Here is a 23,912-nt window from a genome sequence, read left to right as displayed (position 1 = left end):
AGGATGTGTCCGTCTTTTTTCGATGAAGTGTCTGATACCAAAAAAAGGGGAATGACGTGACACTGGACCTCTCCAAATTTGCTGCCGAAAAGGGCATCAAATATTTCATGATCAGCTATACCGATCTCTTCGGCGGCCAGCGCGCCAAGCTGGTTCCGGCAGAAGCGATCGCCGATATGCAGAAGGGCGGCGCAGGTTTTGCCGGTTTCGCCACTTGGTTCGATCTGACGCCGGCCCATCCTGATCTTTTCGCCTTGCCCGATGCTTCGTCGGTCATCCAGCTGCCCTGGAAAAAGGATGTCGCCTGGGTCGCTGCCGATTGCGTCATGGAAGACCAGCCGGTGGAACAGGCGCCGCGTGTGGTCCTGAAAAAACTCATCGCGGAAGCAGCGGGCGAGGGGTTAAGGGTCAAGACCGGTGTGGAGCCGGAATTTTTCCTGATCTCGCCGGATGGCGCGAAAATCTCCGACGAATACGACACGGCGGAAAAGCCGTGCTACGACCAGCAGGCGGTGATGCGCCGTTACGATGTGATCGCCGAGATTTGCGATTACATGCTGGAGCTGGGCTGGAAGCCCTACCAGAACGACCATGAGGATGCGAATGGCCAGTTCGAGATGAACTGGGAATATGATGATGCGCTGCAGACCGCCGACAAACATTCCTTCTTCAAGTTCATGGTCAAATCGGTTGCTGAAAAGCATGGGCTGCGCGCCACCTTCATGCCGAAACCGTTCAAGGGGCTGACCGGCAATGGCTGCCATGCCCATATTTCGGTCTGGGACCTTGAAGGCAAGGTCAACGCCTTTGCCGACAAGGCAATGCCTTTTGGGCTTTCCGCCAAAGGCAAGACGTTTCTTGGCGGTATCATGAAACATGCGTCGGCTCTTGCAGCGGTTACCAATCCGACGGTCAATTCCTACAAGCGCATCAACGCACCGCGCACCATCTCGGGCGCGACCTGGGCGCCGAACACGGTCACCTGGACCGGCAACAACCGCACCCATATGGTGCGCGTGCCTGGGCCGGGGCGGTTCGAACTGCGCCTGCCGGATGGAGCGGTGAACCCCTATCTGCTGCAGGCCATCATCATCGCCGCCGGCCTCTCCGGTGTCCGCTCCAAGGCCGATCCCGGTCCGCACTACGATATCGACATGTATCGCGAGGGTCACAAGGTCACGGATGCCCCGAAGCTGCCGCTCAATCTTCTCGATGCGCTGCGCGAATATGAGAAGGATGCGGAATTGCAGCAGGCGCTGGGCGTCGAATTCTCCAAAGCCTATCTCAAGCTCAAGCAGGGTGAGTGGAACAGCTATTGCGCGCAGTTCACCGCCTGGGAGCATCAGACCACGCTCGACGTCTGAGTTCGGTTTTCCCCGCCGCCCTTGCGGCCCTTCCCGCGCTCGTCAAACAGCGCGGGTTTTTCCCTTATTGATGACAGAGAGAACGCCAGATGACGAATTTCGTCCTGACCGTAACATGCAAGTCCACCCGTGGCATCGTCGCCGCCCTTTCCGGCTTTCTGGCCGACAAAGGGTGCAACATCGTCGACAGCTCGCAGTTCGACGATCTGGGTACGGGCCGCTTCTTCATGCGTGTGGGATTTATCTCCGAAGAGGGGGCAAAGCGCGATGCGCTCATGGCCGGGCTTGCGCCGATCTCCGAAAAATTCGGCATGGAGGTGGCGTTGCACGACCAGTCCGAGCGGATGAAGGTTCTGCTGATGGTCTCGCGCTTCGGCCACTGCCTGAATGACCTGCTGTACCGCTGGCGTATCGGGGCTCTGCCGATCGATATTGTTGGCGTCGTCTCCAATCACTTCGATTACCAGAAGGTCGTCGTCAACCACGACATTCCCTTCCACCACATTCCGGTGACCAAGGAAAACAAGCCGCAGGCCGAAGCCCGGATCATGGATATCGCCGAAAGCACCGGAACGGAACTCATCGTGCTCGCCCGTTACATGCAGGTGCTTTCCGACAGGATGTGCGAGGCGATGTCGGGAAAGATCATCAATATCCACCACTCCTTCCTGCCATCCTTCAAGGGCGCCAACCCCTACAAGCAGGCTTATCAGCGCGGCGTGAAGCTGATCGGTGCGACTGCGCACTATGTGACTGCGGATCTGGACGAAGGCCCGATCATCGAGCAGGATATCGTGCGCATCACCCACGCCCAGAGTGCGGAAGACTACGTGTCGCTTGGCCGCGATGTGGAAGCGCAGGTGCTGGCGCGCGCCATTCACGCGCATATCCACCATCGCACCTTCATCAACGGCAGTCGAACCGTGGTGTTTCTTCCCGGTCCCGGCTCCTATGCCTCGGAAAGAATGGGATAAGGTTTTATGGCGCTACGGCAGGCGGTCCTGCCGCACGTCTGCTGTTGCCATAAACATGATGCGCGGCTAAATAAGTTGGTACGCCATAATATCAAGAGCCAGAACCCGCTTCTGCGTGCGGCGAGCGCAGGCGGGATGTGCCAGACGAGGTGATACCATGACCGGTGCTTTGCAGGGAACTGCCATTCGCGTTGAACGTCCGACGAAGACGCTGAGGGAACTCGCGCTCGACAAGGTGCGGGACGCCATCGTGAACGGGTACTTCCGTCCGGGAGACCGTCTCGTGGAGCGTGATCTCTGTGCCCAGCTCGGTGTTTCCCGCACCATCGTGCGCGAGGTTCTGCGGCATCTGGAATCCGAAGGGCTGGTGGCGAACCTGCCGAACAAGGGTCCGATGGTCGCGCTGCTCGATCTCGATGAGGCCAAGCAGATTTACGAAATTCGCGGTGCGCTGGAGGGAATGGCGGCGCGCCTTTGCGCCGAACGTCGCGATCCCGCCATCGTCGAGGCGCTGGAAGTTTCGCTGAGGCACATCCGCGAAAGTTATGTTGCGAAGGATATGCCGGGCGTGCTGGCGCATACTTCGTCCTTTTACCAGACGCTGTTCAGCAAGATCGACCGGCATGTCGCCTGGGGCGTCGTCAATCTGCTGACGGTTCGGATCAACCACCTGCGCTCCATGACCATCAAGACGAAAAGCCGGGACACCGACGGTCCGGCGCAGATGGAAAAGATTGTTGAGGCGATCCGAAAGGGTGACGGGGATGCCGCCTACAAAGCCGCGCTCGATCACGTCACGAGTGCTTGCGCCATCGCCGAAGCTGTTCTCACGGCGCAGAAAGCCGCCGACTGACGGTTTTCGGCACTCTATTGTCTTATTCTTGCGGTTGCCCTGCCGGGAGCCGCAAGCTTATGCTTTTTTGATTTTATCGTTATTTTTCAATATTTTAGAAAAATCCTCGACCGCTTCTTGACAGGGCAAACTGTTTGGTGTGATGGTATGCCATAATAAATAATATAAAGAGCGGAGCTTAATATGAACTGGAATCCGATTTCCCGGAAATGCACAGCCGTGCGCGCAAAAACCTTTCTGGCGGGCGTTGCCATCACTCTTTTTGCCGGTGCCGCCGTCGCTCAGGACTGCACGCCGAAAATATCCGACGATCATCTCATCAAGCCCGGCCACCTGGTGATGGCCACCAGCCCGACCCTGCCGCCCATGGCCTATGCCGATCAGCAGGGCGTATTGAAGGGACTGCGCATCGAACTGGGCTATGAGATCGCCAAACGGCTTTGCCTGAAGCCGGAATATATCAGCACCGAATATGCGACCATGGTGCCGGGCCTGCAGGGTGGCCGCTGGGACATGATCAATGCCGGCCTGTTCGTAACGGCAGAGCGGCGCAAGATCCTGTTCATGATCCCCTATGAAAACCTCGCCATCAGCATTTCCACGGCGGTCGGCGCGTCCGAGCCTATCACCAAGGTCGATGATCTCGCCGGCAAGGCCGTCAGCACCGATATTGGCGGTTATGCCGAGCGCAAGATCAAAGAACTGAACGAAGACTTCAAGAAGCGCGGTCTGGCGCCAATGACCATCAACCTGTTCGACAACTACGCGACGGTTTATCAGGCCTTGCGCGCCGGCCAGGTGCAGGCGGCGGTATCGATCGATCCGGTTGCCAAACAATATCAGGACCGCGGCGAATTCACCCATGCGCTTTCCGGCATGTATCCTACACCCGGCTCGCTTTCCTTCGGCAACAAGGACGTCGCCGACGCCGTTTCAGCCGCTCTGAAGGAGATGAAGGCCGATGGCGCGCTCGAGAAGCTGATGGGCGGTTATGGCGTCAGCATTGCGCCGGGCGATCTCGCCGTTCTCGGCCCGGAAGGCTGAATTCCATCCATCTGAACAGTCATCGCGGCGGGAAAGCTCTCGCCGCGACCGTTCCCGCATGAATTGGAGAAAGACGTGAAGGGTTGGAACTGGGAAGGTTTCTTCGAATATCTGACGAATTATTATCTGTTCGAGGGCGCGCTGGTGACGCTCGGCCTCACGGTTTTCGCCATGACGGCGGGTCTTGCACTGGGCTTTGTCATCGCGGTGATGCGCATGTCGAAATACCGGTTCCTGTCCGGGCCGGCCTATTTCTACACCTGGATCTTTCGCGGCACGCCGCTTCTGGTGCAGCTCATCATCATCTATACCGGTCTGCCGCAGATCGGCATCAAGCTGACGGTTCTGCAATCAACGCTGATCGGCCTGTCGCTCTGCGAGGCCGCCTATCTGTCGGAAATCGTCCGGGCAGGCATCGCCGCCGTTCCAAAGGGCCAGATCAACGCGGCCCGCGCCATCGGCATGACCGAGGCGCAGGTGATGCGTTACATCGTTGCGCCACAGGCCTTCCGCATCATCATTCCGCCGCTTGGCAATTCCGTCAACGGCGTGCTCAAAACGACGTCGATCGCCTCGATCATTTCCATGGAGGAGCTTCTGCGCCGCACGCAGGTGCTCATTCAGGAAAAATTCCTGGTTCTTGAGCTCTTTATGGTCGCAGCCCTTTATTACCTCGCCATGACGACCGCCTGGGAACTGATCCAGCGCCGGATCGAAAAGCGGTTCGGCAAGGCCTATGGCCCCATGTCTACCGACGTGCATTAAGGAACGGTCCGATGTCGCAAGCAATCAGCATGATCGAACTACAATCCGTCAACAAATGGTACGGCCCGAATTTTCAGGTTCTGACCAATTGCAGCCTGAATGTCGCCAAGGGCGAAGTCGTCGTGATCTGCGGGCCTTCCGGTTCCGGAAAATCGACGCTGATCAAATGCGTCAATGCGCTGGAGACGATCGGCAACGGCGTCATCACGGTCAACGGCGTGGAGGTGACAGATCCTAAGACCGATATGCCGAAACTGCGCTCCAAGGTGGGCATGGTGTTCCAGCATTTCGAACTTTTCCCGCATATGACGATCCTTGAAAATCTCTGCATCGGGCAGGAGAAGGTTCTGGGCCGTTCACCGGCGGAAGCGCTTGCCAAGGCAAATGCCCTTCTCGAACGGGTGGGGTTGACGGCGCATGCCAAGAAATATCCCGGCCAATTGTCGGGTGGCCAGCAGCAGCGCGTTGCCATTGCCCGCGCGCTGGCGATGGACCCGGTCGCCATGCTGTTCGATGAGCCGACATCGGCGCTCGATCCGGAAATGATCAACGAGGTGCTCGACGTCATGGTTTCGCTGGCGCAGGAGGGCATGACGATGATGGTGGTAACCCACGAGATGGGTTTTGCCCGCAAGGTGGCGGACCGCATCGTCTTCATGGATGGCGGCGAGATCGTTGAGATCGGTGAGGGCGAGAGCTTCTTCACCCATCCGAAGACGGAGCGCGCCCGCTCGTTCCTGTCGAAAATCCTGGCGCACTAGGCTCATGTCTGCCTGAGCGGGATAACCATATTCCGCTTCAGGCCATATGGCCTTCGGCCGTTCCGAACAACGCAGAATGAGAGTGGCGGAGAACTGCAATGATAAACCGTGTCCTGATGCCCCGCGAAATGTTGATCGGCGGCGGCAGCCGCTTCCGATTGCCTGCCATGCTGAAATCGCTCGGGGTTAATCGTCCTCTGCTCGTCTGTGACCCCGTGATGCAGAAGCTCGGCCATGCCGATGCGCTTTTGCAGGCGCTTCCAGGCGAAGGCATAGACGGCGCCATTTTCTCCGAGGTCGTTGAGGACCCCACGGACATATCGATCACTGCTTTGGTGAAGCGCATTTCCCAAGGTCGTCATGATGGTCTTGTCGCCCTCGGCGGTGGTAGCGCCATGGATACCGCAAAGGCAGGCGCCATCGTCGCGACCAGCGGTGAAGACTTGCGTGCACTGAAGGTGCCGCGGATCGTGGATTTCGCCGTCATGCCGGTGATTGCTATCCCCACCACCGCTGGCACCGGATCGGAAGTGACACGCGCCGCCGTCGTCACCGATACGGTCGCGAGCGAAAAAATGCTGATCCTCGGTACCGCAGCTTTGCCGGTCGCCGCCATCATCGATTACGAGCTGACGCTGAGCTGCCCTTACCGCGTCACCGTCGATACTGGCATCGATGCGCTGACCCATGCGCTGGAGGCGCTGGTCAACCGCAACGGCAATGCCCATTCCGAAGCGCTGGCGCTTTCCGCGCTGAAGCTGATTGGGGCAAATCTTGAGAAGGTGGCTAATAATCCTGATGACCGGGATGCGCGTGAAGCGATGATGCTGGGCGCAACCCATGCCGGACTTGCCGTCTCCAACACATCGACGGCCCTGATCCATGGTCTCAGCCGGCCGGTCGGTGCTTTTTTCCATGTGCCGCATGGCATGTCGAACGCGATGGTGCTGCCGCTGGTCACGCAGTTTTCGCTGAATTCCGCTTTGCCGCATTATGCCGCCGCCGCCCGCGCGCTGGGTTGTGCCAGCGCGGCGGATAGCGACCAGATTGCCGGCACGAAGCTGGTGGAGGCCTTCATCGGCCTGAACAGGCGGCTGAAGGTGCCGACCCCGCAAGAGTTCGGCATCGACAGGAGCCGCTATCTCGAACTGTTGCCTGAAATGGTGCGCCAGGGCCTCGCTTCCGGCACGCCGGCAAATAACCCCCGGGTGCCCACAGTTGCTGAAATGACGCGTCTGTATGAGCTTGCCTATGACGGGCGCATCGCGGAATTTTAAGTCGTAACACGTTGTTAAATTTCAATATTTTCGATTTTTCAAACGAAAATCACCTGACCCTTGACAGTAATGTATTATGGCATACCATAAGACATCGTATTTACGGAGAGAACGCCCATGTCCATCCAGATCCGCAAGACCTTGCTGCAGGTCGAAACGACGTTGATTGAGGGAGGCAAGACTGCCGCTACGCCCTTGAAGCTGTTCAGCGCGATTGCGGTCGTGAAAAACCCCTGGGCAGGCAAAGGCTTCGTGGAAAACCTGAAGCCGGAAATCCATGCGGGCGCGCCGGTGCTCGGTGAGTTGCTGACGAAGATGATCCTCGATGCCGTCGGCTCGGGCGAGGCGGTGGAGGCCTATGGCAAGGCGGCGGTTGTCGGTCTCGACGGTGAGATCGAGCATGCGTCCGCGCTCATTCACACGCTGCGGTTCGGCAATCACTATCGCCAGGCGGTTGGCGCGAAATCTTACCTGGCCTTCTGCAACACCCGTGGTCCGGGCAATGCGCCGATCATGATTCCATTGATGGACAAGAATGATGAAGGCCGCCGTTCGCATTATCTGACCATTCAGACTGCCATTCCCGATGCCCCGGCCGCCGATGAGATCGTCGTCGCGCTCGGTGCTTCGGTTGGCGGTCGGCCCCACCACCGTATTGGCGACCGTTACCAGGATCTGCAGGATCTCGGTCAGGATGTTGCCAACCCGGCCGGCGTTTGAGGGTGATGTAATGCAGGAGGCCGCCACCACCTCACGGGTCAATGTTGCAAAGGCAGGTGCTGCCGCGCTCCCTCGCAAGACGACCGAGGGCGGGGCGGCTTACTTCGAGGCCGGTGCGGGTGAGGACCTGATCCTCATCCACGGCGTCGGCATGCGGCTTGAAGCTTGGGAACCGCAGATCGAAGTTTTTTCCAGAACACACCGCGTTATCGCGGTCGATATGCCGGGCCATGGCGGTAGCGCGCGCTTGGCTTCAGGCAGCACGCTTACGGATTTTGTCGGCTGGTTCGGCCGTTTTCTTGACGATATGCGGATCGCACGCGCCAATGTTGCCGGCCATTCCATGGGCGCATTGATTTCCGGCGGAGCGGCCGCAACCTTCGGAGATCGCATTGCGCGCGTCGGTTACCTGAACGGTGTCTATCGCCGTGACCCGGTGGCGAAAGCAGCGGTGCTTGCCCGTGCGGCGGCAATCCGCACCGAGGGCGTGGACAAGGAAGGCCCGCTGCTGCGCTGGTTCGGCGATGACGCCAAGAGCCGGCACGCGCGGGAACTGACACGCGGCTGGCTGGAAATGGTCGATCCCGAAGGTTACGCGGTTGCCTACACGGCCTTTGCTGGTGGGGATGAGACCTATGCGGATCGCTGGCCTTCGGTCGCTTGCCCCGCGCTCTTCCTGACCGGTTCCGACGATCCGAATTCGACGCCGCTGATGGCCGAGCAGATGGCGGCGATCACACCACGCGGTTACGCTCGCATCGTTGAGGCGCACCGGCACATGGTCAATCTGACCGCCCCTGAAACTGTCAATGCACTGATGGCCGAATGGCTGGCTATTGAGGAGGAGCCGCAATGACTGTTGCAACCCTTGACCCGCGCGCCTTGCGCGACGCATTCGGCGCTTTCGTGACGGGAGTAACGATCGTGACCACGCGGGATGACGCGGGAAAGCCCGTTGGCTTCACCGCAAATTCCTTCACTTCCGTTTCGCTCGATCCGCCGCTGCTTTTGATCTGCCTTGCCCGCACCTCGCGCAATTTCGCGACGATGACCGGTGCGAAAAGTTTTGCCGTCAATATTCTGTCGGAAAACCAGAAGGACCTCTCCAACACCTTCGCCCGCCCGGTGGAGGATCGTTTCGCTGCCGCGGAATGGTCGGATGCACCGCAGGGATCGCCTGTCTTCGCCGATGTCGCGGCCTGGTTCGAATGCACGATGCAGGAGGTTATCGAGGCGGGTGATCATGTCATCCTGCTCGGGCGCATCGGTGCTTTCGACAATAGCGGCCTGAACGGTCTGGGCTATGCGCGGGGCGGTTATTTCACGCCGATGCTGGCCGCCAAGGCGGTCTCGGCGGCAGCCGAGGGCGAAATTACGGTTGGCGCGGTGCTGGAGCGGCGCGGAGAGATTTACCTCGTTGGCGATGATGTGCTGTCGCTGCCCGGCTGCGTCGTTGCGGGTGGTGATCCCGTTGCGGCGCTGACGTCGCGCCTTGAGGAACTGACGGGCCTCTCCGTCAGGACCGGCTTTCTCTACTCCGTTTATGAAAACAAGGCGGATGGACGCCAGCATATCGTCTACCACGCACTTGCCGAAGGTGATGATGCGCCGCGTCAGGGGCGCTTCCTGTTGCCGAGTGCGCTTGGCTCTACAAAATTCGATTCCGCCGCGACGGCGGATATCGTCAATCGTTTCGCGCTGGAAAGTTCCATCGGCAATTTTGGTGTCTATGTCGGCAACGAGACCGCCGGCAAGGTGCATCCCATTTCCATGAAGGGGACAAACCCATGAAATTTTCGCTCTTCGTCCATATGGAGCGGCTGGACGCCTCGCAGGATCACAAGACGCTCTATGAGGAGTTCGTCACCCTTTGCGAAATCGCTGACCGTGGCGGCATGCATGCCATCTGGACCGGCGAACATCACGGCATGGATTTTACCATTGCCCCAAACCCCTTCGTGACGATCGCCGATCTCGCGCGCCGCACGAAGACGGCGCGTCTCGGCACCGGCACGGTGATCGCGCCTTTCTGGCACCCGATCAAACTGGCTGGCGAAGCTGCTATGACAGACCTCATCTGCGATGGCCGCCTTGATATCGGCATCGCCCGCGGCGCCTACTCTTTCGAATATGAGCGCCTGCTTCCCGGCCTCGATGCCTGGGGCGCCGGCCAGCGCATGCGCGAGCTGATCCCGGCCGTTAAAGGTGTATGGGCGGGCGATTATGCCCATGACGGCGAGTTTTTCCAATTTCCGGCCACCACCTCCGCCCCCAAGCCGTTGCAGCAACCCTTTCCGCCGATCTGGGTGGCGGCGCGTGATCCGAATTCCCACGAATTCGCTGTCGCCAATGATTGCAATGTGCAGGTGACGCCGCTCTGGCAGGGCGATGACGAAGTGGAAACCCTGATGGGGCGCTTCAACGATGCCTGCGCCAAAAACCCGGAAAAACAGCGCCCGAAGATCATGCTGCTGCGCCACACCTATGTCGGCTCGGATGAAGCCGACATCGCGCAAGCGGCGCATGAGATGAGTGTCTATTACAATTATTTCTTCGCGTGGTTCAAAAACGAAAAGCCTGTTCATCAGGGCCTCATCGAGCGCATTGCGCCAGAGGATATCGCGGCAAACGCCATGCTTTCCGGCGACGTCATGCGCAAGAACAATGTCGTCGGCAATGCCGATGAAGTCATTACCCGGCTTAAAGCCTATGAGGCCATGGGTTACGACGAATATTCCTTCTGGATCGACACTGGCATGAGCTTCGAGCGAAAGAAGGCCTCGCTGGAGCGTTTCCTTTCCGATGTCATGCCGGCTTTTGCGGAGTAAGATGATGCGCCGTTTTCAGTGCTATATCGACGGACGTTTCGAAGATGGCGAGGCCAGCTTTTCAAGCCTTGATCCGGCAACCGGCACGGCGTGGGCGGAAATGCCGGAAAGCCGGGAAGCGGATATCGGCCGTGCGGTAGATGCCGCGCACCGGGCACTTTACGAAGATGCGGCCTGGTCGAAACTGACGGCGACACAGCGCGGCAAGCTGCTCTACCGGTTGGCCGATCTGGTTGCGGAAAATGCCAAGACGCTGGCCGAACTCGAAACACGCGATACCGGCAAGATCATCCGCGAAACCTCCGCGCAGATTGCCTATGTCGCGGATTATTACCGCTATTATGCCGGGCTTGCCGACAAGATCGAGGGCGCTTATCTGCCGATCGACAAGCCGGATATGGATGTCTGGCTGCGGCGTGAACCCGTTGGCGTGGTGGCGGCCATCGTGCCTTGGAACAGCCAGCTGTTTCTCGCCGCCGTCAAGATCGGTCCGGCGCTAGCCGCGGGCTGCACCATCATCGTCAAGGCCTCGGAAGATGGTCCGGCACCGCTGCTGGAATTTGCCCGGCTGGTGCATGAGGCCGGTTTTCCAGCTGGCGTCGTCAATATCGTTACCGGTTTCGGTGCCTCCTGCGGCACCGCGCTCACCACCCATCCTAAGGTGGCTCATATCGCCTTTACCGGCGGGCCGGAAACGGCGCGTCACATCGTCCGCAATTCAGCTGAAAATCTTGCCTCCACTTCGCTTGAACTCGGCGGCAAATCGCCGATCCTCGTTTTCGCCGATGCAGATCTCGAGAGCGCCGCCAATGCGCAGGTTGCGGGCATTTTTGCCGCAACCGGCCAGAGCTGCGTCGCCGGCTCGCGGCTGATTATCGAAAGAAGCGTCAAGGACCGTTTCCTCCAGATTCTGGCGGCGAAGGCCGAGGCGATCCGCATCGGTTCGCCGCTGGATATGGCGACGGAAGTGGGGCCATTGGCGACCGAGCGCCAGCGCCAGCACATTGTCTCACTGGTTTCTGCTTCGGTGGATGCCGGTGCGAAGGTGGTTACCGGTGGTGAGCCTTTGGATGGTGACGGCTATTTCTATCGGCCGACCATTCTTGATTGCGACGGCATCCGTTCGCCCTCCATGGAAAAGGAATTCTTCGGCCCCGTTCTTTCGGTTGTTTCCTTTGAAACCGAGGCGGAAGCCATCGCGCTGGCCAATGACACGGTCTATGGCCTCGCCTCCGGTGTCTTCACGCAAAATCTCACGCGCGCCCACCGGCTGATGAAGGCGATCCGCGCCGGCATCGTCTGGGTAAACACCTATCGCGCCGTCTCGCCGATTGCGCCTTTCGGTGGCTTTGGCCTCTCGGGTGATGGGCGCGAAGGCGGGCTTGCGGCGGCGCTCGATTACACGCGCACCAAGACCATATGGCTGCGCACCTCTGACGACCCGATTCCCGACCCTTTCGTGATGCGGTGAGCCGATGTTTTACGAGATACGAACCTACAGGCTGAAGAACGGCGCCATTCCGGCCTATCTCAAGGTCGTGGAGGAAGAGGGCATCGAAATCCAGAAAAGCCACCTCGGCGAACTGGTGGGTTACTTCTTTTCGGAGATCGGCCCAATCAACGAGATCGTCCATATTTGGGCATTTTCCAGTCTGGACGACCGCGAGGAGCGGCGCGCAAAGCTGATGGCCGATCCGCGCTGGTTATCGTTTCTGCCTAAAATCCGTGACCTCATTGAAGTCGCCGAAAACAAGATCATGAAGCCGGCGCGGTTTTCACCACTGAGGTGAAAGCTGCCGGCCGCGACGTGCATGCCAACGACAAGCTCTAAAACGGAGTAAGGGAACATGAGATCGAAACTGGTATTGACGACATGCGCAGCACTTTTCGCCCTCGGCACAGCCGCACAGGCGAATGATCTGGTCTTTTCCAGCTGGGGAGGAACCACGCAGGACGCCCAGAAGGCGGCGTGGGCCGAAAAATTCATGGTGTCGAGCGGCATCAATGTGCTTCAGGATGGCCCGACCGACTATGGCAAGCTGAAGGCCATGGTCGAGGCAAACGGCGTGACATGGGATGTGGTCGATGTCGAAGGCGACTATGCCGCACAGGCTGGGCCCAAGGGTCTGCTTGAAAAGCTGGATTTCAGCGTCATCGACAAGACGAAACTCGATCCGCGTTTCGTAACGGATTATTCCGTCGGCAGCTTTTATTACTCCTTCGTCATCGGCTGCAATGTCGATGCCGTTGCCGCCTGCCCCAAGAGCTGGGCCGATCTGTTCGACACGGCAAAGTTTCCCGGCAAGCGCACCTTCTACAAATGGTCCGCACCGGGCGTGATCGAAGCTGCCCTTCTGGCCGACGGTGTGGCCGCCGACAAGCTTTATCCGCTTGACCTCGACCGCGCTTTCAAGAAACTCGATACGATCAAATCCGATATCATCTGGTGGTCGGGCGGCGCACAGTCGCAGCAACTGATAGCATCGGCGGAAGCGCCCTTTGGCAGTGTCTGGAACGGCCGCATGACGGCGCTTGAGAAAAGCGGCGTGAAGGTGGCGACCTCCTGGGAACAGAATATCACCGCAGCAGATTCCCTCGTCGTGCCCAAGGGAACGAAGAACAGGGAGGCGGCTATGAAGTTCATCGCACTCGCCACCTCTGCGCAGGCGCAGGCGGATATGGCGACCGCGACGGGTTACGCCCCTGTTAATATCGAATCCGCCAAGCTGATGGATCCGGAAACGGCGAAAACCCTGCCGGACCAGCAAACCGCAAGCCAGGTCGACGCCGATATGAGCTACTGGGCACAGCATCGCGATGAAATCGGCGAGCGTTGGTACGCCTGGCAGGCGAAATAAGATAACGGCGCGGGCAGCGAAAACGCCCGCGCAATTTTCCACGTCCGGGGAGGTTTGGGCATGGTCTCGCTAACCGATGAAACAGTCAGCACGAAGGCAAGGGCGCGAATACCCATCCGGCCCGGCAATTTTGCCGCCACCCTGCCGGCGCTGGTTCTGCTTGTCCTGTTCTTCGTCGTTCCGGTTCTGATCCTGCTGTCGCGCAGCATTACCGAACCCGTCTTCGGCTTTGGCAACTATGCGGCACTCCTGGGCAGCTCCACCTATCTGAAGATTTTCTTCAATACCTTCGTGGTATCGGCGCTGGTAACGGTGGTGTCGCTGGTGATCGGCTTTCCCGTCGCCTGGGCGCTTGCCATCATGCCGGCGCGGCTTGCCTCCATCGTTTTCGCTATTCTGTTGCTCTCGATGTGGACCAACCTGCTGGCGCGCACCTATGCCTGGATGGTGTTGTTGCAGCGCACGGGTGTGGTGAACAAGACGCTGATGGGCCTTGGCATCATCGATCAGCCTTTGCCGCTGGTCAACAATCTTACCGGGGTCACCATCGGCATGACCTATATCATGCTGCCCTTCATCATCATTCCGCTTTACGGCGTCATCCGCAAGATCGACCCGGCCATTCTGCAGGCCGCGGCGCTGTGTGGGGCAACGCGTTTGCAGGCGCTAATCCGCATTCTTATTCCGCTTGCCGCGCCGGGCATGATCTCCGGCGCGCTGATGGTCTTCGTCATGTCGCTCGGTTACTTCGTCACTCCCGCGCTGCTCGGCGGTACGGCGAACATGATGCTGGCCGAACTCATCGCGCAATTCGTGCAGTCGCTCGTCAACTGGGGCATGGGCGGGGCTGCCGCGCTGGTGCTTCTGGTGGTGACGTTCACTCTCTACGCCGTGCAGCTCAAATTCTTCGGCGCGGCCGGGGCAGGGGGGCGCTGACATGCTTTTGAACTATAACAGCCTCGGCCTCTGGAAATGGCTGCTTCTGCTCATCACCGTGCTAACCTCGGCATTTCTGATCCTCCCGATCATCTTTATCGCCGCTTTGTCCTTCGGTTCGTCGCAATGGCTGATTTTTCCGCCGCCCGGCTGGACGCTGAAATGGTATGCGGATTTCTTCGCTGACCCTAGATGGCTGGATGCCGCCTGGACGAGCCTGCGCATCGCGCTGATGGTAACCGTTCTGTCCGTGCTCATCGGTCTTGTCGCCTCCTTCGGGCTGGTGCGTGGCCGTTTCATCGGGCGCGGCACTCTGCGCGCGCTATTCATGACGCCGATGATTCTGCCCGTCGTGGTGCTGGCGGTGGCGCTTTACGCCTTTTTCCTGAAATTCGGTCTTGCCGGCACCACCACCGGTTTCGTCATCGCCCATCTTGTCGTGGCGCTGCCCTTCTCCATTCTGGCGCTGACCGGTGCGCTTGAGGGCTTCGACAAGTCGATCGAGGATGCAGCGGTGCTGTGCGGCGCAACTCCGCTGCAGGCAAAAATTCGCATCACGCTGCCCGCCATCAGCCACGGCCTGTTTTCGGCGGCGATCTTCTCCTTCCTCACCTCCTGGGATGAGGTGGTGCTGGCAATCTTCATGGCAAGCCCGACATTGCAGACGCTGCCGGTTAAAATCTGGGCGACGCTGCGTCAGGATCTGACGCCTGTCATCGCCGCCGCCTCCACGCTTCTCATTGCGGTGACCATCATTCTCATGCTGCTTGTCGCGGCTGTGCGAAAAGGACTGAAAACATGACCAAACCGCTCCTGCAAATTCGCGGTATCCGCAAGCAATACGGACCGGTCGTCGCCGTTCAGGATGTCAATCTCGACGTGCAGCCGGGCGAGTTCATGACATTTCTCGGGCCGTCCGGCTCGGGCAAGAGCACGACGCTTTATATCCTTGCCGGTTTCGAACAGCCGACCGCGGGCGATATTCTGCTGAACGGTGAAAGCCTGCTGTCGACCCCGTCGCACAAGCGCAACATCGGCATGGTCTTCCAGCGCTACACCCTGTTTCCGCATCTGTCGGTCGGCGAGAACATCGCCTTTCCGCTGAAGGTTCGCCGCAAGAGCAAGGCGGAAATTGATGCCAAGGTGAAAGAAATGCTACGGCTGGTACGCCTCGAAGGTTTCGAGGACCGGAAGCCCGCACAGATGTCCGGTGGCCAGCAGCAGCGCGTGGCTCTTGCGCGGGCACTAGCCTATGATCCGCCGGTACTTCTGATGGACGAGCCGCTGTCGGCGCTCGACAAGAAGCTGCGCGAAGAAATCCAGTTCGAGATCCGCCGCATCCACCAGCAGACGGAAGTGACGATCCTTTACGTCACCCACGATCAGGAAGAGGCCTTGCGCCTTTCCGACCGGATCGCCGTGTTTTCGAAAGGGGTGATCGACCAGATTGGCACGGGGCCGGAGCTTTATGCCCATCCTGCCACCCGCTTCGTGGCCGAATTCATCGGCGACAGCGATTTTATCGCCTGCGATCTCCTCGCCGCATCGGGTGGCATGGCGACGGTGTCGCTGGGCCGGGATATCGTCTTCGATCATATTCCGATGCATGGCGAGGTCGCACCGGGCAAGAAGGCGGCGCTGATGCTGCGCCCCGAGCGCCTGCAGCTCAGCCGCAACCGGCCGGGTTCCTCCACAGGTTTTCAGGCAACGGTCAGCGACATCACCTTCCTTGGCAACAACGTCCACGTGGTTGCCCATACCGGTTCGGGTGAACCGCTTGCCGTGCGGCTGCCCTTCGGCCACGACGCGATTTCCGGTCTCAACCGAGGCGATCTCGTGCATCTTGCCTTCGATCCGGCGTCGGCTCAGGTTTTCTGTTGAAGGATCGGCTCATGCATCTGAATGATCCCACACTCCTGGGTGAAAAAGTGCCCGTGGCCGGCCGCTGGATCGGCTGCGATGGCCGTCAAACGGCGACGATCCGCAACCCCGCGACGGGGGAGGTCGTCGGCCAGGTTCCTGAACTCGGGGCAACGGAAACACAGGAAGCAATCGCTGCCGCCGTGATTGCCCAGAAGGCATGGGCGCGCCGCACGGCCGGTGAGCGTGCGACCATCCTGAAGGCGTGGCACCGGCTGGTCATGGAAAACCGTGACGATCTCGGCATGATCCTGACGCTGGAACAGGGAAAGCCACTCACTGAGGCCAAAGGTGAAATTGCCTATGGTGCAAGCTTCATCGAATGGTTCGCGGAAGAGGCACGCCGTATCAATGGCGAGACCGTGCCCGGCCATCAGCCGGACAAGCGCATTCTGGTTCTGCGCCAGCCGGTCGGCGTGGTCGCGGCCATCACGCCGTGGAATTTTCCCAATGCCATGATTACCCGTAAAGTCGGTCCGGCCTTGGCCGCGGGTTGCGCGGTGGTGCTGAAACCCGCGCCGCAGACGCCTTTTTCAGCGATCGCTCTTGCCATCCTCGCCGAGCGCGCGGGCCTGCCGCTCGAACTTTTCAGTATCTTGACAGGACCTGCCGCGGAAATCGGCGGCGTGATGACGGCAAGTCCGGATATCCGCCTTCTGACCTTCACCGGCTCGACGCGCACGGGAGAACATCTCTACCGGCAATGCGCGCCGACGATCAAGAAGCTGGGTCTGGAACTCGGCGGCAATGCGCCCTTCATCGTTTTTGACGATGCGGATCTCGATGCAGCCGTGGAAGGGGCACTGATCGCCAAGTTTCGCAACAATGGCCAGACCTGCGTCTGCGCCAACCGACTTTATGTGCAGGGCGGCGTGTATGACGCCTTCGCTGAAAAATTCGCGCGAGCCGTCGCGCAGTTGAACGTTGGCAACGGGCTGGACGAGGCAAGCATTCTCGGTCCGCTTATCGATGGCAACGCCGTTGCCAAGGTGGAAGCGCATATTGTCGATGCGCTTTCGAAAGGCGCCGAGATCGCCACAGGCGGCAAAAAACACGTGTTGGGCGGCAATTTTTTCGAGCCGACGATCCTGCGTAACGTCGATGCCAGCATGCAGGTGGCGCGGGAGGAAACCTTCGGACCGCTTGCCCCGCTTTTCCGTTTCGAGGATGAAGCGGATGTGATCGCGCAGGCCAACAATACGGATTTCGGCCTTGCCTCCTATTTTTATGCGCGTGATCTCTCGCGAGTCTTCCGGGTTGCCGAGGCGCTGGAATACGGCATGGTTGGCGTCAATACGGGGGCGATTTCCACGGCCGAGGCGCCGTTCGGCGGGGTCAAGATGTCGGGGCTCGGACGGGAAGGGTCTCGCCATGGCATCGAAGAATATACCGAACTCAAATATGTCTGCATTGGTGGCATCAGCTGAAGGCAGGATGACGGGGGTTACGCCAGCAGTCCGCGCATGAGCAGGTCGAGATGAACTTTCAGAACGGCCTGCCTGTCCAGACTGCGCCGATCATCGAAAATCAGCCGGAAAACCAACGTCCCGACCATGGGTGACATGACAACCTTTGCAAGTTCGGGCGGATTGGCCCTGAACCTTTTTTTCGCCACGCCCTCATCGAGGATCATATTGATGCGCCCCAGAACTGGCGCCATCAGGACATCATGGTGGTGGTCGATGAGATCAGGGAACTTCGCGCCCTCCGCAACGACGAAGCGGAACAGTTCCCGCATCCGCCTGTCATCGACAAGGTTTTCGAACAGGAATTCGAGCAGCAGGCGAAGCTCCTCGACGGGATCGTCGGAGGTACGGGCATAGGCTTTGAAAGCCTCCTGAAAAGGCTTGCCGACATGCTCGATCATTGCCGCAAAAAGGGCTTCCTTGGTTTCGAAATAGACGTAGACCGTCCCCTTCGTCACCCCCACCCGGTCAGCGATGTCTTCGACCCGCGTTGCCGTAAACCCCCTTTTGGTGAATTCCTCAAATGCGGCATCGAGAATTTGCAACGGACGTTGTATCTTCTGTTCTGCACGTGTCAGTTTTGTTTTCGTCATGACCCCGGCTCCTCAGGTATTTTCGGCGCGTGCCCTTCTATCCGTCGTGAGCGGCGGACGTAATAGGTGGCCTGCCTATCGCACCGGCACGAAAACCGGAATCGATTTTTGCAGGTGGTGCGTGGTTCATTCTGTCAGCCTATTCCCGGTGTCTCCCAAGAACGCCCCGGGCAAATCTTCGATCACCATCCGGGATTCCGGCGTCGAACGGTTTCCGGATCGGCGGCATAAGAATTTCATTGACTATTCAGTCAGTCAAATATTATAGGATGGGGCAAAGATCAAGAGGTCACCATGAAAACCATTCTTATCGTGCTTGCGGTTGGCGGTGTTTTTGCCCTGTCGTCCTGCAGCAATGAAGAGCGGCCGGCCGAAAAACCGCTGCGGACCGTCGACGTGGTCGCGGCGGTGAAAAAGCCGGTCGATCGTGGCAGCGTCATCACCGGTGAAGTGAGGGCAAGGGTGCAGACGGACCTGTCCTTCCGGGTCAGCGGCAAGATCACCGAGCGGCTGGTGGATGTGGGAGCGCGGGTGACGACCGGGCAATTGCTCGCCCGCATCGATCCCGAAGAGCAGAAGGCCGACATTGATGTCGCGCTTGCCAACCTGCAATCGGCCGAAGCGCAGCAGACGCAGGCGCAACTGACGTTCGACCGTCAGCAGAGCCTCTTCAAAACACAGGTGACCTCGCGCTCTGCTGTCGACAAGGCCCAGGAAACCCTGCTCACCACGCAGGGCGCGGTGAGATCGGCGCAGGCGCAGCTCGATACGGCCCGCGATGCGCTTTCCTATACCGAACTCAGAGCCGATGCGGATGGCGTGATCACGGCGCGTAACGTCGAGGTTGGCCAGGTGGCGCAGGCCGCTCAACTCGTCTTCACGCTGGCGCATGACGGGCCACGCGATGCGGTTTTCGATGTCTACGAATCGCTGTTCCTCGAGCGCGATATCGACAATCTCGTCAATGTCAGCCTGCTGTCGGATCCGTCCCGTACGGTTGCGGCGCCGGTGCGGGAGATTTCCCCGACGATCGATCCGGACAATGGGACGATCAGGGTCAAGGTTGGCCTCAACGGCGATCTGACCATGCCGCTCGGCGCGCCCGTATCCGGCCATTTCCGCTTCAAACAGGTTGATGCCATCGAACTTCCATGGTCGGCGATGACGTCGCAGAACGGTCTTCCCGCCGTCTGGGTTGTCGATCCGCAATCTTCGGAAATCGCCATACGACGGATCGAGGTCGCCGACTACGAGACCGGCCAATTTGTCGTCGCGGACGGGCTCAATTCCGGCGATATCGTCGTCACCGTCGGGACCAAATTTCTGCGAACCGGTGAAAAGGTCGCCTATGAAAAGGGGCAGGCACAATAATGTTCAGGATAAACAGAAGCTTGTTTTTGCTCATTGCGGCAATCGCGGTCTCGTCCTGCCAGGAAAAGCAGGAAGCCGCCGCGGAGGCACCGCGCCCGGTACTCTCCGTTGTGGTGGAGGAGAAGTCGCCCGATGCGCTGCGGCTCACCGGCACGGTGGAATCGCGCATCCAGACCGATCTCGGTTTTCGCGTTCTCGGCCGGATCATCGCCCGCAACGTCGATGTGGCCGATTTGGTCAAGAAGGGTGATGTGGTTGCTTCGATCGATCCGCTGGCGCTAGAACTGTCGGTGAAAAGTGCGCAGTCCGATCTTTCCAATGCCGAAGCGCAGCTCGCCAATGCGGTGACGACCGAACAGCGCCAGCGCGTGCTGGCCGAGGCCCGCAGCGGCACGGAAGCAGCACTTGAAGAGGCCGAGCAGGCCACCCGCACCGCCAATGCCGCCGTTGCCAAGGCGCGGGCAAATCTGGACAAGGCCGAAGAGCAGCTGGGTTATGCGCAGCTGCGCGCGGAATTTGACGGGGTGGTAACCGCCACTTCGGGCGAAATCGGCCAGGTCGTTTCGGCCGGTCAGACAGTTGTGACTATCGCCCGCCCGGAAGTGCGCGATGTGGTGGTGGATGTTCCGCAATTTGCGGCGCAGCGGCTGGAAATCGGCTCGACCTTCGAGATCGCCCTGCAGCTCGATCCGAAAATCCGCACCACCGGTGTGGTGCGCGAAATCGCGCCTGAGGCCGAAACGGCGACGCGCACGCGCCGCACGAAAATCAGCCTGCAGGATGCGCCCGCTGCCTTCCGGCTGGGCTCCGTCGTCACGGCCTCGGTGCTTGCCGCATCAGAACCGCAGATTGCGCTTCCGGCATCAGCCTTGCTGAAAACAGATAATGGATGGAGCGTCTGGATCGTAAATGCCGATACGGCAACGGTGACGCTGCGCCCGGTTACGATAGCGGGCGAGCCGGTTGACGGCGGCAGCGTGCGCATTACCGGCGGCGTCAAACCCGGCGAGCGTGTTGCCAGCGCCGGCGTTCACAAGCTTAAGGATGGGCAGGCCATCAGGATCGATCAGGAGGTCCGTCAGTGAAGAAATTCAATCTTTCCGACTGGGCGCTCGAACACCGTTCGCTCGTCTGGTACTTCATGCTGGTTTTCGTTCTTGCCGGCGTTTTTTCCTATCTCAACCTTGGCCGTGAGGAAGATCCGAACTTCACCATCAAGACGATGGTGATCAGTGCGCAATGGCCTGGCGCTTCGGCAGAAGACGTGGCCCGGCAGGTGACCGACAGGATCGAGAAGAAACTCGAGGAACTCGATAATCTCGACCATCTGCGCAGCCAGACGGTGGCCGGCCGCACGACGATCTTCGTGGAGCTGGTGCCGGAAACCAAGGCCAGGAACGTTGAACCGACATGGGTGCGGGTGCGCAACATGATCGGCGATATCAAGGGCGAGTTCCCCTCGGGCGTCGTCGGTCCTTTCTTCAATGACCGTTTCGGCGATGTCTATGGCAATATCTACGCTTTCACCAGCGATGGCCTCAGCCAGCGGCAATTGCGCGATCTGGTGGAGGATGCGCGTGCGAAGGTTCTGACCGTCGACAATATCGGCAAGGTGGATGTCATCGGCGCGCAGGACGAGGCGATCTATCTGGAGTTTTCCACGCGGCAGATCGCGGCGCTCGGCATCGATCAGCAGTCGATCATCAAGACGCTGCAATCACAGAACGCCGTTACCCAGTCTGGTTTCGTTAATGCCGGTCCTGAGCGTGTGGCGTTGCGGGTCAGCGGCCAGTTCACCTCGGAAGACAGCCTGCGGTCCATCAACCTGCGCGTCAACAACCGGTTCTTCCCGCTGACGGAAGTGGCGACGATCCGGCGCGGTTATGTCGATCCGCCATCCTCGCTGTTCCGTTTTAACGGCCAACCGGCCATCGGTCTTGCCATTGGCATGAAAACAGGTGCGAACCTCGTGCATTTCGGCGAGGCGCTGGATGCGCAGATGAAGCGCATCGTCGCGGACCTGCCAATCGGCGTCGATCTGCACCGGGTATCCGATCAGCCGGCCGTGGTTGACGAGGCGGTATCGGGCTTTACTTCGGCGCTCTTCGAAGCGATCGCCATCGTTCTCGTCATCAGCTTCATCAGCCTTGGCCTCAGGGCCGGCATGGTGGTTGCCGTCTCCATCCCGCTCGTGCTGGCGATCACCTTCGTTTACATGGAATATACCGGCATTTCGCTGCAACGCATCTCGCTCGGCGCCCTCATCATTGCGCTCGGGCTGCTTGTCGATGACGCGATGATTGCCGTCGAGATGATGGTCGCGCGGCTGGAGGTCGGCGACGATCTCAGAAAAGCGGCGACCTATGTTTATACCTCGACGGCCTTCCCGATGCTGACGGGTACGCTGGTCACCGTCGCCGGCTTCATTCCTGTCGGTCTCAACAACAGCGCGGCGGGTGAGTTCACCTTCACGCTCTTCGTGGTGATTGCGGTTTCGCTGATCGTGTCGTGGATCGTCGCGGTCCTCTTCACGCCGCTGCTCGGCGTGACGATCCTGCCGAAGACGATGAAATCGCATCACGAAAAGAAGGGCCGTTTCGCCTCCGGCTTTTCGTGGCTTCTTGGCCGGGCGCTACGCTGGCGCTGGGTGACGATCATTCTGACCATTGCGCTGTTTGGTCTTTCCGTCGGCGGCATGAGCCTCGTGCAGCAGCAGTTCTTCCCGTCATCCGACCGCGTGGAGCTGATTGTCGACTGGAACCTGCCGCAGAACAGCTCGATTGCCGAAACCAACCGGCAGATGGCGCAGTTCGAACAGGAAATGCTGGCGAAAAATACGGATATCGATCATTGGACGACCTATGTCGGCGAAGGCGCGCCGCGTTTCATCCTGTCCTTCGACGTGCAGACGCCTGATGTCACTTTCGGCCAGACGGTCATCGTCACCAAGGGGCTGGATGTGCGTGACAAGGTGCGTGCCGAGTTGCAGGATTACCTGAACCGGACCTTCACCGGCACCGATGCCTTCGTGAAATTGCTTGATATCGGCCCGCCGGTCGGGAAACCGGTGCAATATCGCCTGAGCGGTCCTGATATCCAGAAGGTTCGTGAGCTTGGACAGCAATTGTCGGGCATCGTCGGCGAACACCAGCTGCTGTCCAACATGGTCATGGACTGGAACGAGCCGACGCGTGTGGTCAAGGTTGACGTTCTGCAGGACAAGGCCCGCCAGCTGGGCGTCTCGTCGGAAGACATCGCCAATGCCATGAACAGCATTGTCGAAGGTTCCACAGTTACCCAGGTCAGGGACGACATCTATCTCGTCAATGTGGTGGCGCGGGCGCAGATGTCGGAGCGCGGCTCCATCGAGACATTGCAGAACCTGCAATTGCCGGCGACCAACGGCAAGGCCGTGCCGCTGTCGGCTATCGCCAATTTCCGCTACGAACTGGAACAGCCGACCATCTGGCGCCGCGACAGGATCCCGACGATCACGGTCAAGGCCGCCATTATCGGCCCGACGCAGCCTGCAACGATCGTCGAGCAGCTGAAGCCGAAGATCGAGGCGTTCCAGAAAACACTTCCCGTCGGCTACAAGCTGGAAACGGGTGGTTCGGTGGAATCCAGCGCGGATTCGCAAGCGCCGATCGTTGCCGTAGTACCGCTGATGCTGTTTGCGATGGCGACCATTCTGATGTTGCAGCTGCAAAGCTTCAGCAGGCTGTTCCTCGTCTTCGCCGTGGCGCCGACCGCATTGATCGGCGTGGTGGTGGCGCTGCTTCTCTCCAATGCGCCGATGGGCTTCGTCGCCATCCTCGGCGTGCTGGCGCTGATCGGCATCCTGATCCGCAACTCGGTCATTCTTGTCGTGCAGATCGAGCATCTGAGAAGCGAGGGCGTCTCGGCCTGGCGCGCGGTGGTCGAGGCGACCGAGCACCGCATGCGGCCGATCATGCTGACGGCGGCGGCGGCAACCCTTGCCCTCATTCCCATATCGCGGGAGATTTTCTGGGGACCAATGGCTTATGCGATGATGGGCGGCATCGTGGTCGGTACGGCGCTGACGCTGCTTTTCCTGCCGGCGCTTTATGTCGCCTGGTTCCGCATTCCGCGTGAGGATGACGAGCCGGTGGGACAGGACGTGAAGGCGTGATATTGGAAGGAAGCGGTCGCCGCTTCCTT

At 59.6% G+C, this 23,912-nt stretch carries 22 protein-coding genes; 21 read left to right on the top strand and 1 reads right to left on the bottom strand.

Features of this window, described 5'->3' with window-relative positions; all coding sequences use genetic code 11:
* Positions 1-56: 56 nt before the first annotated feature.
* The 18 genes from glnT to ACQZ5F_RS17415 all read left to right on the top strand — a co-directional run bounded on the left by glnT (position 57) and on the right by ACQZ5F_RS17415 (position 17,727).
* On the top strand, positions 57-1,364 hold the full coding sequence (glnT, locus tag ACQZ5F_RS17500; RefSeq protein ID WP_225338811.1) for a type III glutamate--ammonia ligase: 1,308 nt from the start codon (positions 57-59) through the stop codon (positions 1,362-1,364).
* Between the two features lie 89 nt (positions 1,365-1,453).
* Positions 1,454-2,338 carry a formyltetrahydrofolate deformylase gene (purU, locus tag ACQZ5F_RS17495; protein WP_225338810.1) on the top strand — a complete coding sequence of 295 codons (885 nt, stop codon included), beginning with the start codon at positions 1,454-1,456 and terminating at the stop codon, positions 2,336-2,338.
* 157 nt (positions 2,339-2,495) lie between these two features.
* Positions 2,496-3,191 carry a GntR family transcriptional regulator gene (locus ACQZ5F_RS17490; protein ID WP_137087015.1) on the top strand — a complete coding sequence of 232 codons (696 nt, stop codon included), beginning with the start codon at positions 2,496-2,498 and terminating at the stop codon, positions 3,189-3,191.
* A 183-nt stretch (positions 3,192-3,374) separates the two neighbouring features.
* Complete coding sequence (locus tag ACQZ5F_RS17485; protein WP_137087013.1) at positions 3,375-4,235, top strand: transporter substrate-binding domain-containing protein; 861 nt, start codon at positions 3,375-3,377, stop codon at positions 4,233-4,235.
* Positions 4,236-4,310: 75 nt separating this feature from the next.
* On the top strand, positions 4,311-5,000 hold the full coding sequence (locus ACQZ5F_RS17480; RefSeq protein ID WP_046799979.1) for an amino acid ABC transporter permease: 690 nt from the start codon (positions 4,311-4,313) through the stop codon (positions 4,998-5,000).
* Positions 5,001-5,029: 29 nt separating this feature from the next.
* Positions 5,030-5,761, top strand: a complete 732-nt coding sequence (locus ACQZ5F_RS17475) for an amino acid ABC transporter ATP-binding protein (protein ID WP_082178889.1) — start codon at positions 5,030-5,032, stop codon at positions 5,759-5,761.
* Between the two features lie 98 nt (positions 5,762-5,859).
* On the top strand, positions 5,860-7,038 hold the full coding sequence (locus ACQZ5F_RS17470) for an iron-containing alcohol dehydrogenase (protein ID WP_046799977.1): 1,179 nt from the start codon (positions 5,860-5,862) through the stop codon (positions 7,036-7,038).
* Between the two features lie 117 nt (positions 7,039-7,155).
* Entirely contained in the window at positions 7,156-7,758 is a 603-nt protein-coding gene (locus tag ACQZ5F_RS17465) for an amino acid synthesis family protein (protein WP_046799976.1), read from the top strand.
* Positions 7,759-7,768: 10 nt separating this feature from the next.
* Entirely contained in the window at positions 7,769-8,614 is an 846-nt protein-coding gene (locus ACQZ5F_RS17460; protein WP_225338808.1) for an alpha/beta fold hydrolase, read from the top strand.
* Positions 8,611-9,549, top strand: coding sequence for a flavin reductase family protein (locus tag ACQZ5F_RS17455; protein ID WP_448730590.1), 939 nt, complete (start codon positions 8,611-8,613; stop codon positions 9,547-9,549). The genes ACQZ5F_RS17460 and ACQZ5F_RS17455 overlap by 4 nt, the downstream gene beginning before the upstream one ends.
* Positions 9,546-10,586, top strand: a complete 1,041-nt coding sequence (locus tag ACQZ5F_RS17450) for an LLM class flavin-dependent oxidoreductase (protein ID WP_225338806.1) — start codon at positions 9,546-9,548, stop codon at positions 10,584-10,586. The genes ACQZ5F_RS17455 and ACQZ5F_RS17450 overlap by 4 nt, the downstream gene beginning before the upstream one ends.
* Before the next feature lie 4 nt (positions 10,587-10,590).
* Complete coding sequence (locus ACQZ5F_RS17445) at positions 10,591-12,057, top strand: aldehyde dehydrogenase (protein ID WP_225338805.1); 1,467 nt, start codon at positions 10,591-10,593, stop codon at positions 12,055-12,057.
* Between the two features lie 4 nt (positions 12,058-12,061).
* A complete protein-coding gene (locus ACQZ5F_RS17440) occupies positions 12,062-12,376 on the top strand; it encodes an NIPSNAP family protein (RefSeq protein ID WP_046799972.1) in 315 nt (104 codons plus the stop codon).
* 57 nt (positions 12,377-12,433) lie between these two features.
* Positions 12,434-13,444, top strand: coding sequence for an ABC transporter substrate-binding protein (locus ACQZ5F_RS17435; RefSeq protein WP_225338804.1), 1,011 nt, complete (start codon positions 12,434-12,436; stop codon positions 13,442-13,444).
* Positions 13,445-13,504: 60 nt separating this feature from the next.
* On the top strand, positions 13,505-14,380 hold the full coding sequence (locus ACQZ5F_RS17430; protein ID WP_448730591.1) for an ABC transporter permease: 876 nt from the start codon (positions 13,505-13,507) through the stop codon (positions 14,378-14,380).
* Between the two features lies 1 nt (position 14,381).
* Positions 14,382-15,182, top strand: a complete 801-nt coding sequence (locus tag ACQZ5F_RS17425; protein WP_052819411.1) for an ABC transporter permease — start codon at positions 14,382-14,384, stop codon at positions 15,180-15,182.
* Positions 15,179-16,261 carry an ABC transporter ATP-binding protein gene (locus ACQZ5F_RS17420; RefSeq protein WP_225244059.1) on the top strand — a complete coding sequence of 361 codons (1,083 nt, stop codon included), beginning with the start codon at positions 15,179-15,181 and terminating at the stop codon, positions 16,259-16,261. Before ACQZ5F_RS17425 ends, ACQZ5F_RS17420 begins: the two co-directional genes overlap by 4 nt.
* Before the next feature lie 11 nt (positions 16,262-16,272).
* On the top strand, positions 16,273-17,727 hold the full coding sequence (locus ACQZ5F_RS17415) for an NAD-dependent succinate-semialdehyde dehydrogenase (RefSeq protein ID WP_225338802.1): 1,455 nt from the start codon (positions 16,273-16,275) through the stop codon (positions 17,725-17,727).
* A gap of 17 nt (positions 17,728-17,744) precedes the next feature.
* Here the strand turns inward: ACQZ5F_RS17415 and ACQZ5F_RS17410 are convergent, their stop codons facing one another.
* Complete coding sequence (locus ACQZ5F_RS17410) at positions 17,745-18,359, bottom strand: TetR/AcrR family transcriptional regulator (RefSeq protein ID WP_046799967.1); 615 nt, start codon at positions 18,357-18,359, stop codon at positions 17,745-17,747.
* A 294-nt stretch (positions 18,360-18,653) separates the two neighbouring features.
* On the opposite strand from ACQZ5F_RS17410, the gene ACQZ5F_RS17405 reads away from it, so the two are divergent.
* Genes ACQZ5F_RS17405 through ACQZ5F_RS17395 form a run of 3 tightly spaced genes read left to right on the top strand, consistent with a single transcriptional unit; the run spans position 18,654 to position 23,883 of the window.
* Positions 18,654-19,730, top strand: a complete 1,077-nt coding sequence (locus ACQZ5F_RS17405) for an efflux RND transporter periplasmic adaptor subunit (RefSeq protein ID WP_225338801.1) — start codon at positions 18,654-18,656, stop codon at positions 19,728-19,730.
* Positions 19,730-20,815 (top strand): efflux RND transporter periplasmic adaptor subunit, encoded by a 1,086-nt coding sequence (locus ACQZ5F_RS17400; protein ID WP_225338800.1) that lies wholly within the window; start codon positions 19,730-19,732, stop codon positions 20,813-20,815. The genes ACQZ5F_RS17405 and ACQZ5F_RS17400 overlap by 1 nt, the downstream gene beginning before the upstream one ends.
* Positions 20,812-23,883, top strand: a complete 3,072-nt coding sequence (locus ACQZ5F_RS17395; RefSeq protein ID WP_225338799.1) for an efflux RND transporter permease subunit — start codon at positions 20,812-20,814, stop codon at positions 23,881-23,883. Before ACQZ5F_RS17400 ends, ACQZ5F_RS17395 begins: the two co-directional genes overlap by 4 nt.
* Positions 23,884-23,912: the final 29 nt, after the last annotated feature.

The organism is Agrobacterium sp. 22-210-1 (genome assembly GCF_053522525.1).
This window is presented reverse-complemented; position numbering and strand designations above follow the sequence as displayed.

Coding starts and splice junctions, on each gene's coding strand:
- ACQZ5F_RS17440 (WP_046799972.1), top strand. CDS start 12,062: ATGTTTTACGAGATACGAACCTACAGGCTGAAGAACGGCGCCATTCCG.
- ACQZ5F_RS17400 (WP_225338800.1), top strand. CDS start 19,730: ATGTTCAGGATAAACAGAAGCTTGTTTTTGCTCATTGCGGCAATCGCG.
- ACQZ5F_RS17450 (WP_225338806.1), top strand. CDS start 9,546: ATGAAATTTTCGCTCTTCGTCCATATGGAGCGGCTGGACGCCTCGCAG.
- ACQZ5F_RS17410 (WP_046799967.1), bottom strand. CDS start 18,359: ATGACGAAAACAAAACTGACACGTGCAGAACAGAAGATACAACGTCCG.
- ACQZ5F_RS17445 (WP_225338805.1), top strand. CDS start 10,591: ATGCGCCGTTTTCAGTGCTATATCGACGGACGTTTCGAAGATGGCGAG.
- ACQZ5F_RS17420 (WP_225244059.1), top strand. CDS start 15,179: ATGACCAAACCGCTCCTGCAAATTCGCGGTATCCGCAAGCAATACGGA.
- ACQZ5F_RS17490 (WP_137087015.1), top strand. CDS start 2,496: ATGACCGGTGCTTTGCAGGGAACTGCCATTCGCGTTGAACGTCCGACG.
- ACQZ5F_RS17455 (WP_448730590.1), top strand. CDS start 8,611: ATGACTGTTGCAACCCTTGACCCGCGCGCCTTGCGCGACGCATTCGGC.
- ACQZ5F_RS17460 (WP_225338808.1), top strand. CDS start 7,769: ATGCAGGAGGCCGCCACCACCTCACGGGTCAATGTTGCAAAGGCAGGT.
- ACQZ5F_RS17470 (WP_046799977.1), top strand. CDS start 5,860: ATGATAAACCGTGTCCTGATGCCCCGCGAAATGTTGATCGGCGGCGGC.
- ACQZ5F_RS17465 (WP_046799976.1), top strand. CDS start 7,156: ATGTCCATCCAGATCCGCAAGACCTTGCTGCAGGTCGAAACGACGTTG.
- ACQZ5F_RS17485 (WP_137087013.1), top strand. CDS start 3,375: ATGAACTGGAATCCGATTTCCCGGAAATGCACAGCCGTGCGCGCAAAA.
- ACQZ5F_RS17425 (WP_052819411.1), top strand. CDS start 14,382: ATGCTTTTGAACTATAACAGCCTCGGCCTCTGGAAATGGCTGCTTCTG.
- ACQZ5F_RS17475 (WP_082178889.1), top strand. CDS start 5,030: ATGATCGAACTACAATCCGTCAACAAATGGTACGGCCCGAATTTTCAG.
- ACQZ5F_RS17430 (WP_448730591.1), top strand. CDS start 13,505: ATGGTCTCGCTAACCGATGAAACAGTCAGCACGAAGGCAAGGGCGCGA.
- ACQZ5F_RS17435 (WP_225338804.1), top strand. CDS start 12,434: ATGAGATCGAAACTGGTATTGACGACATGCGCAGCACTTTTCGCCCTC.
- ACQZ5F_RS17415 (WP_225338802.1), top strand. CDS start 16,273: ATGCATCTGAATGATCCCACACTCCTGGGTGAAAAAGTGCCCGTGGCC.
- purU (WP_225338810.1), top strand. CDS start 1,454: ATGACGAATTTCGTCCTGACCGTAACATGCAAGTCCACCCGTGGCATC.
- ACQZ5F_RS17405 (WP_225338801.1), top strand. CDS start 18,654: ATGAAAACCATTCTTATCGTGCTTGCGGTTGGCGGTGTTTTTGCCCTG.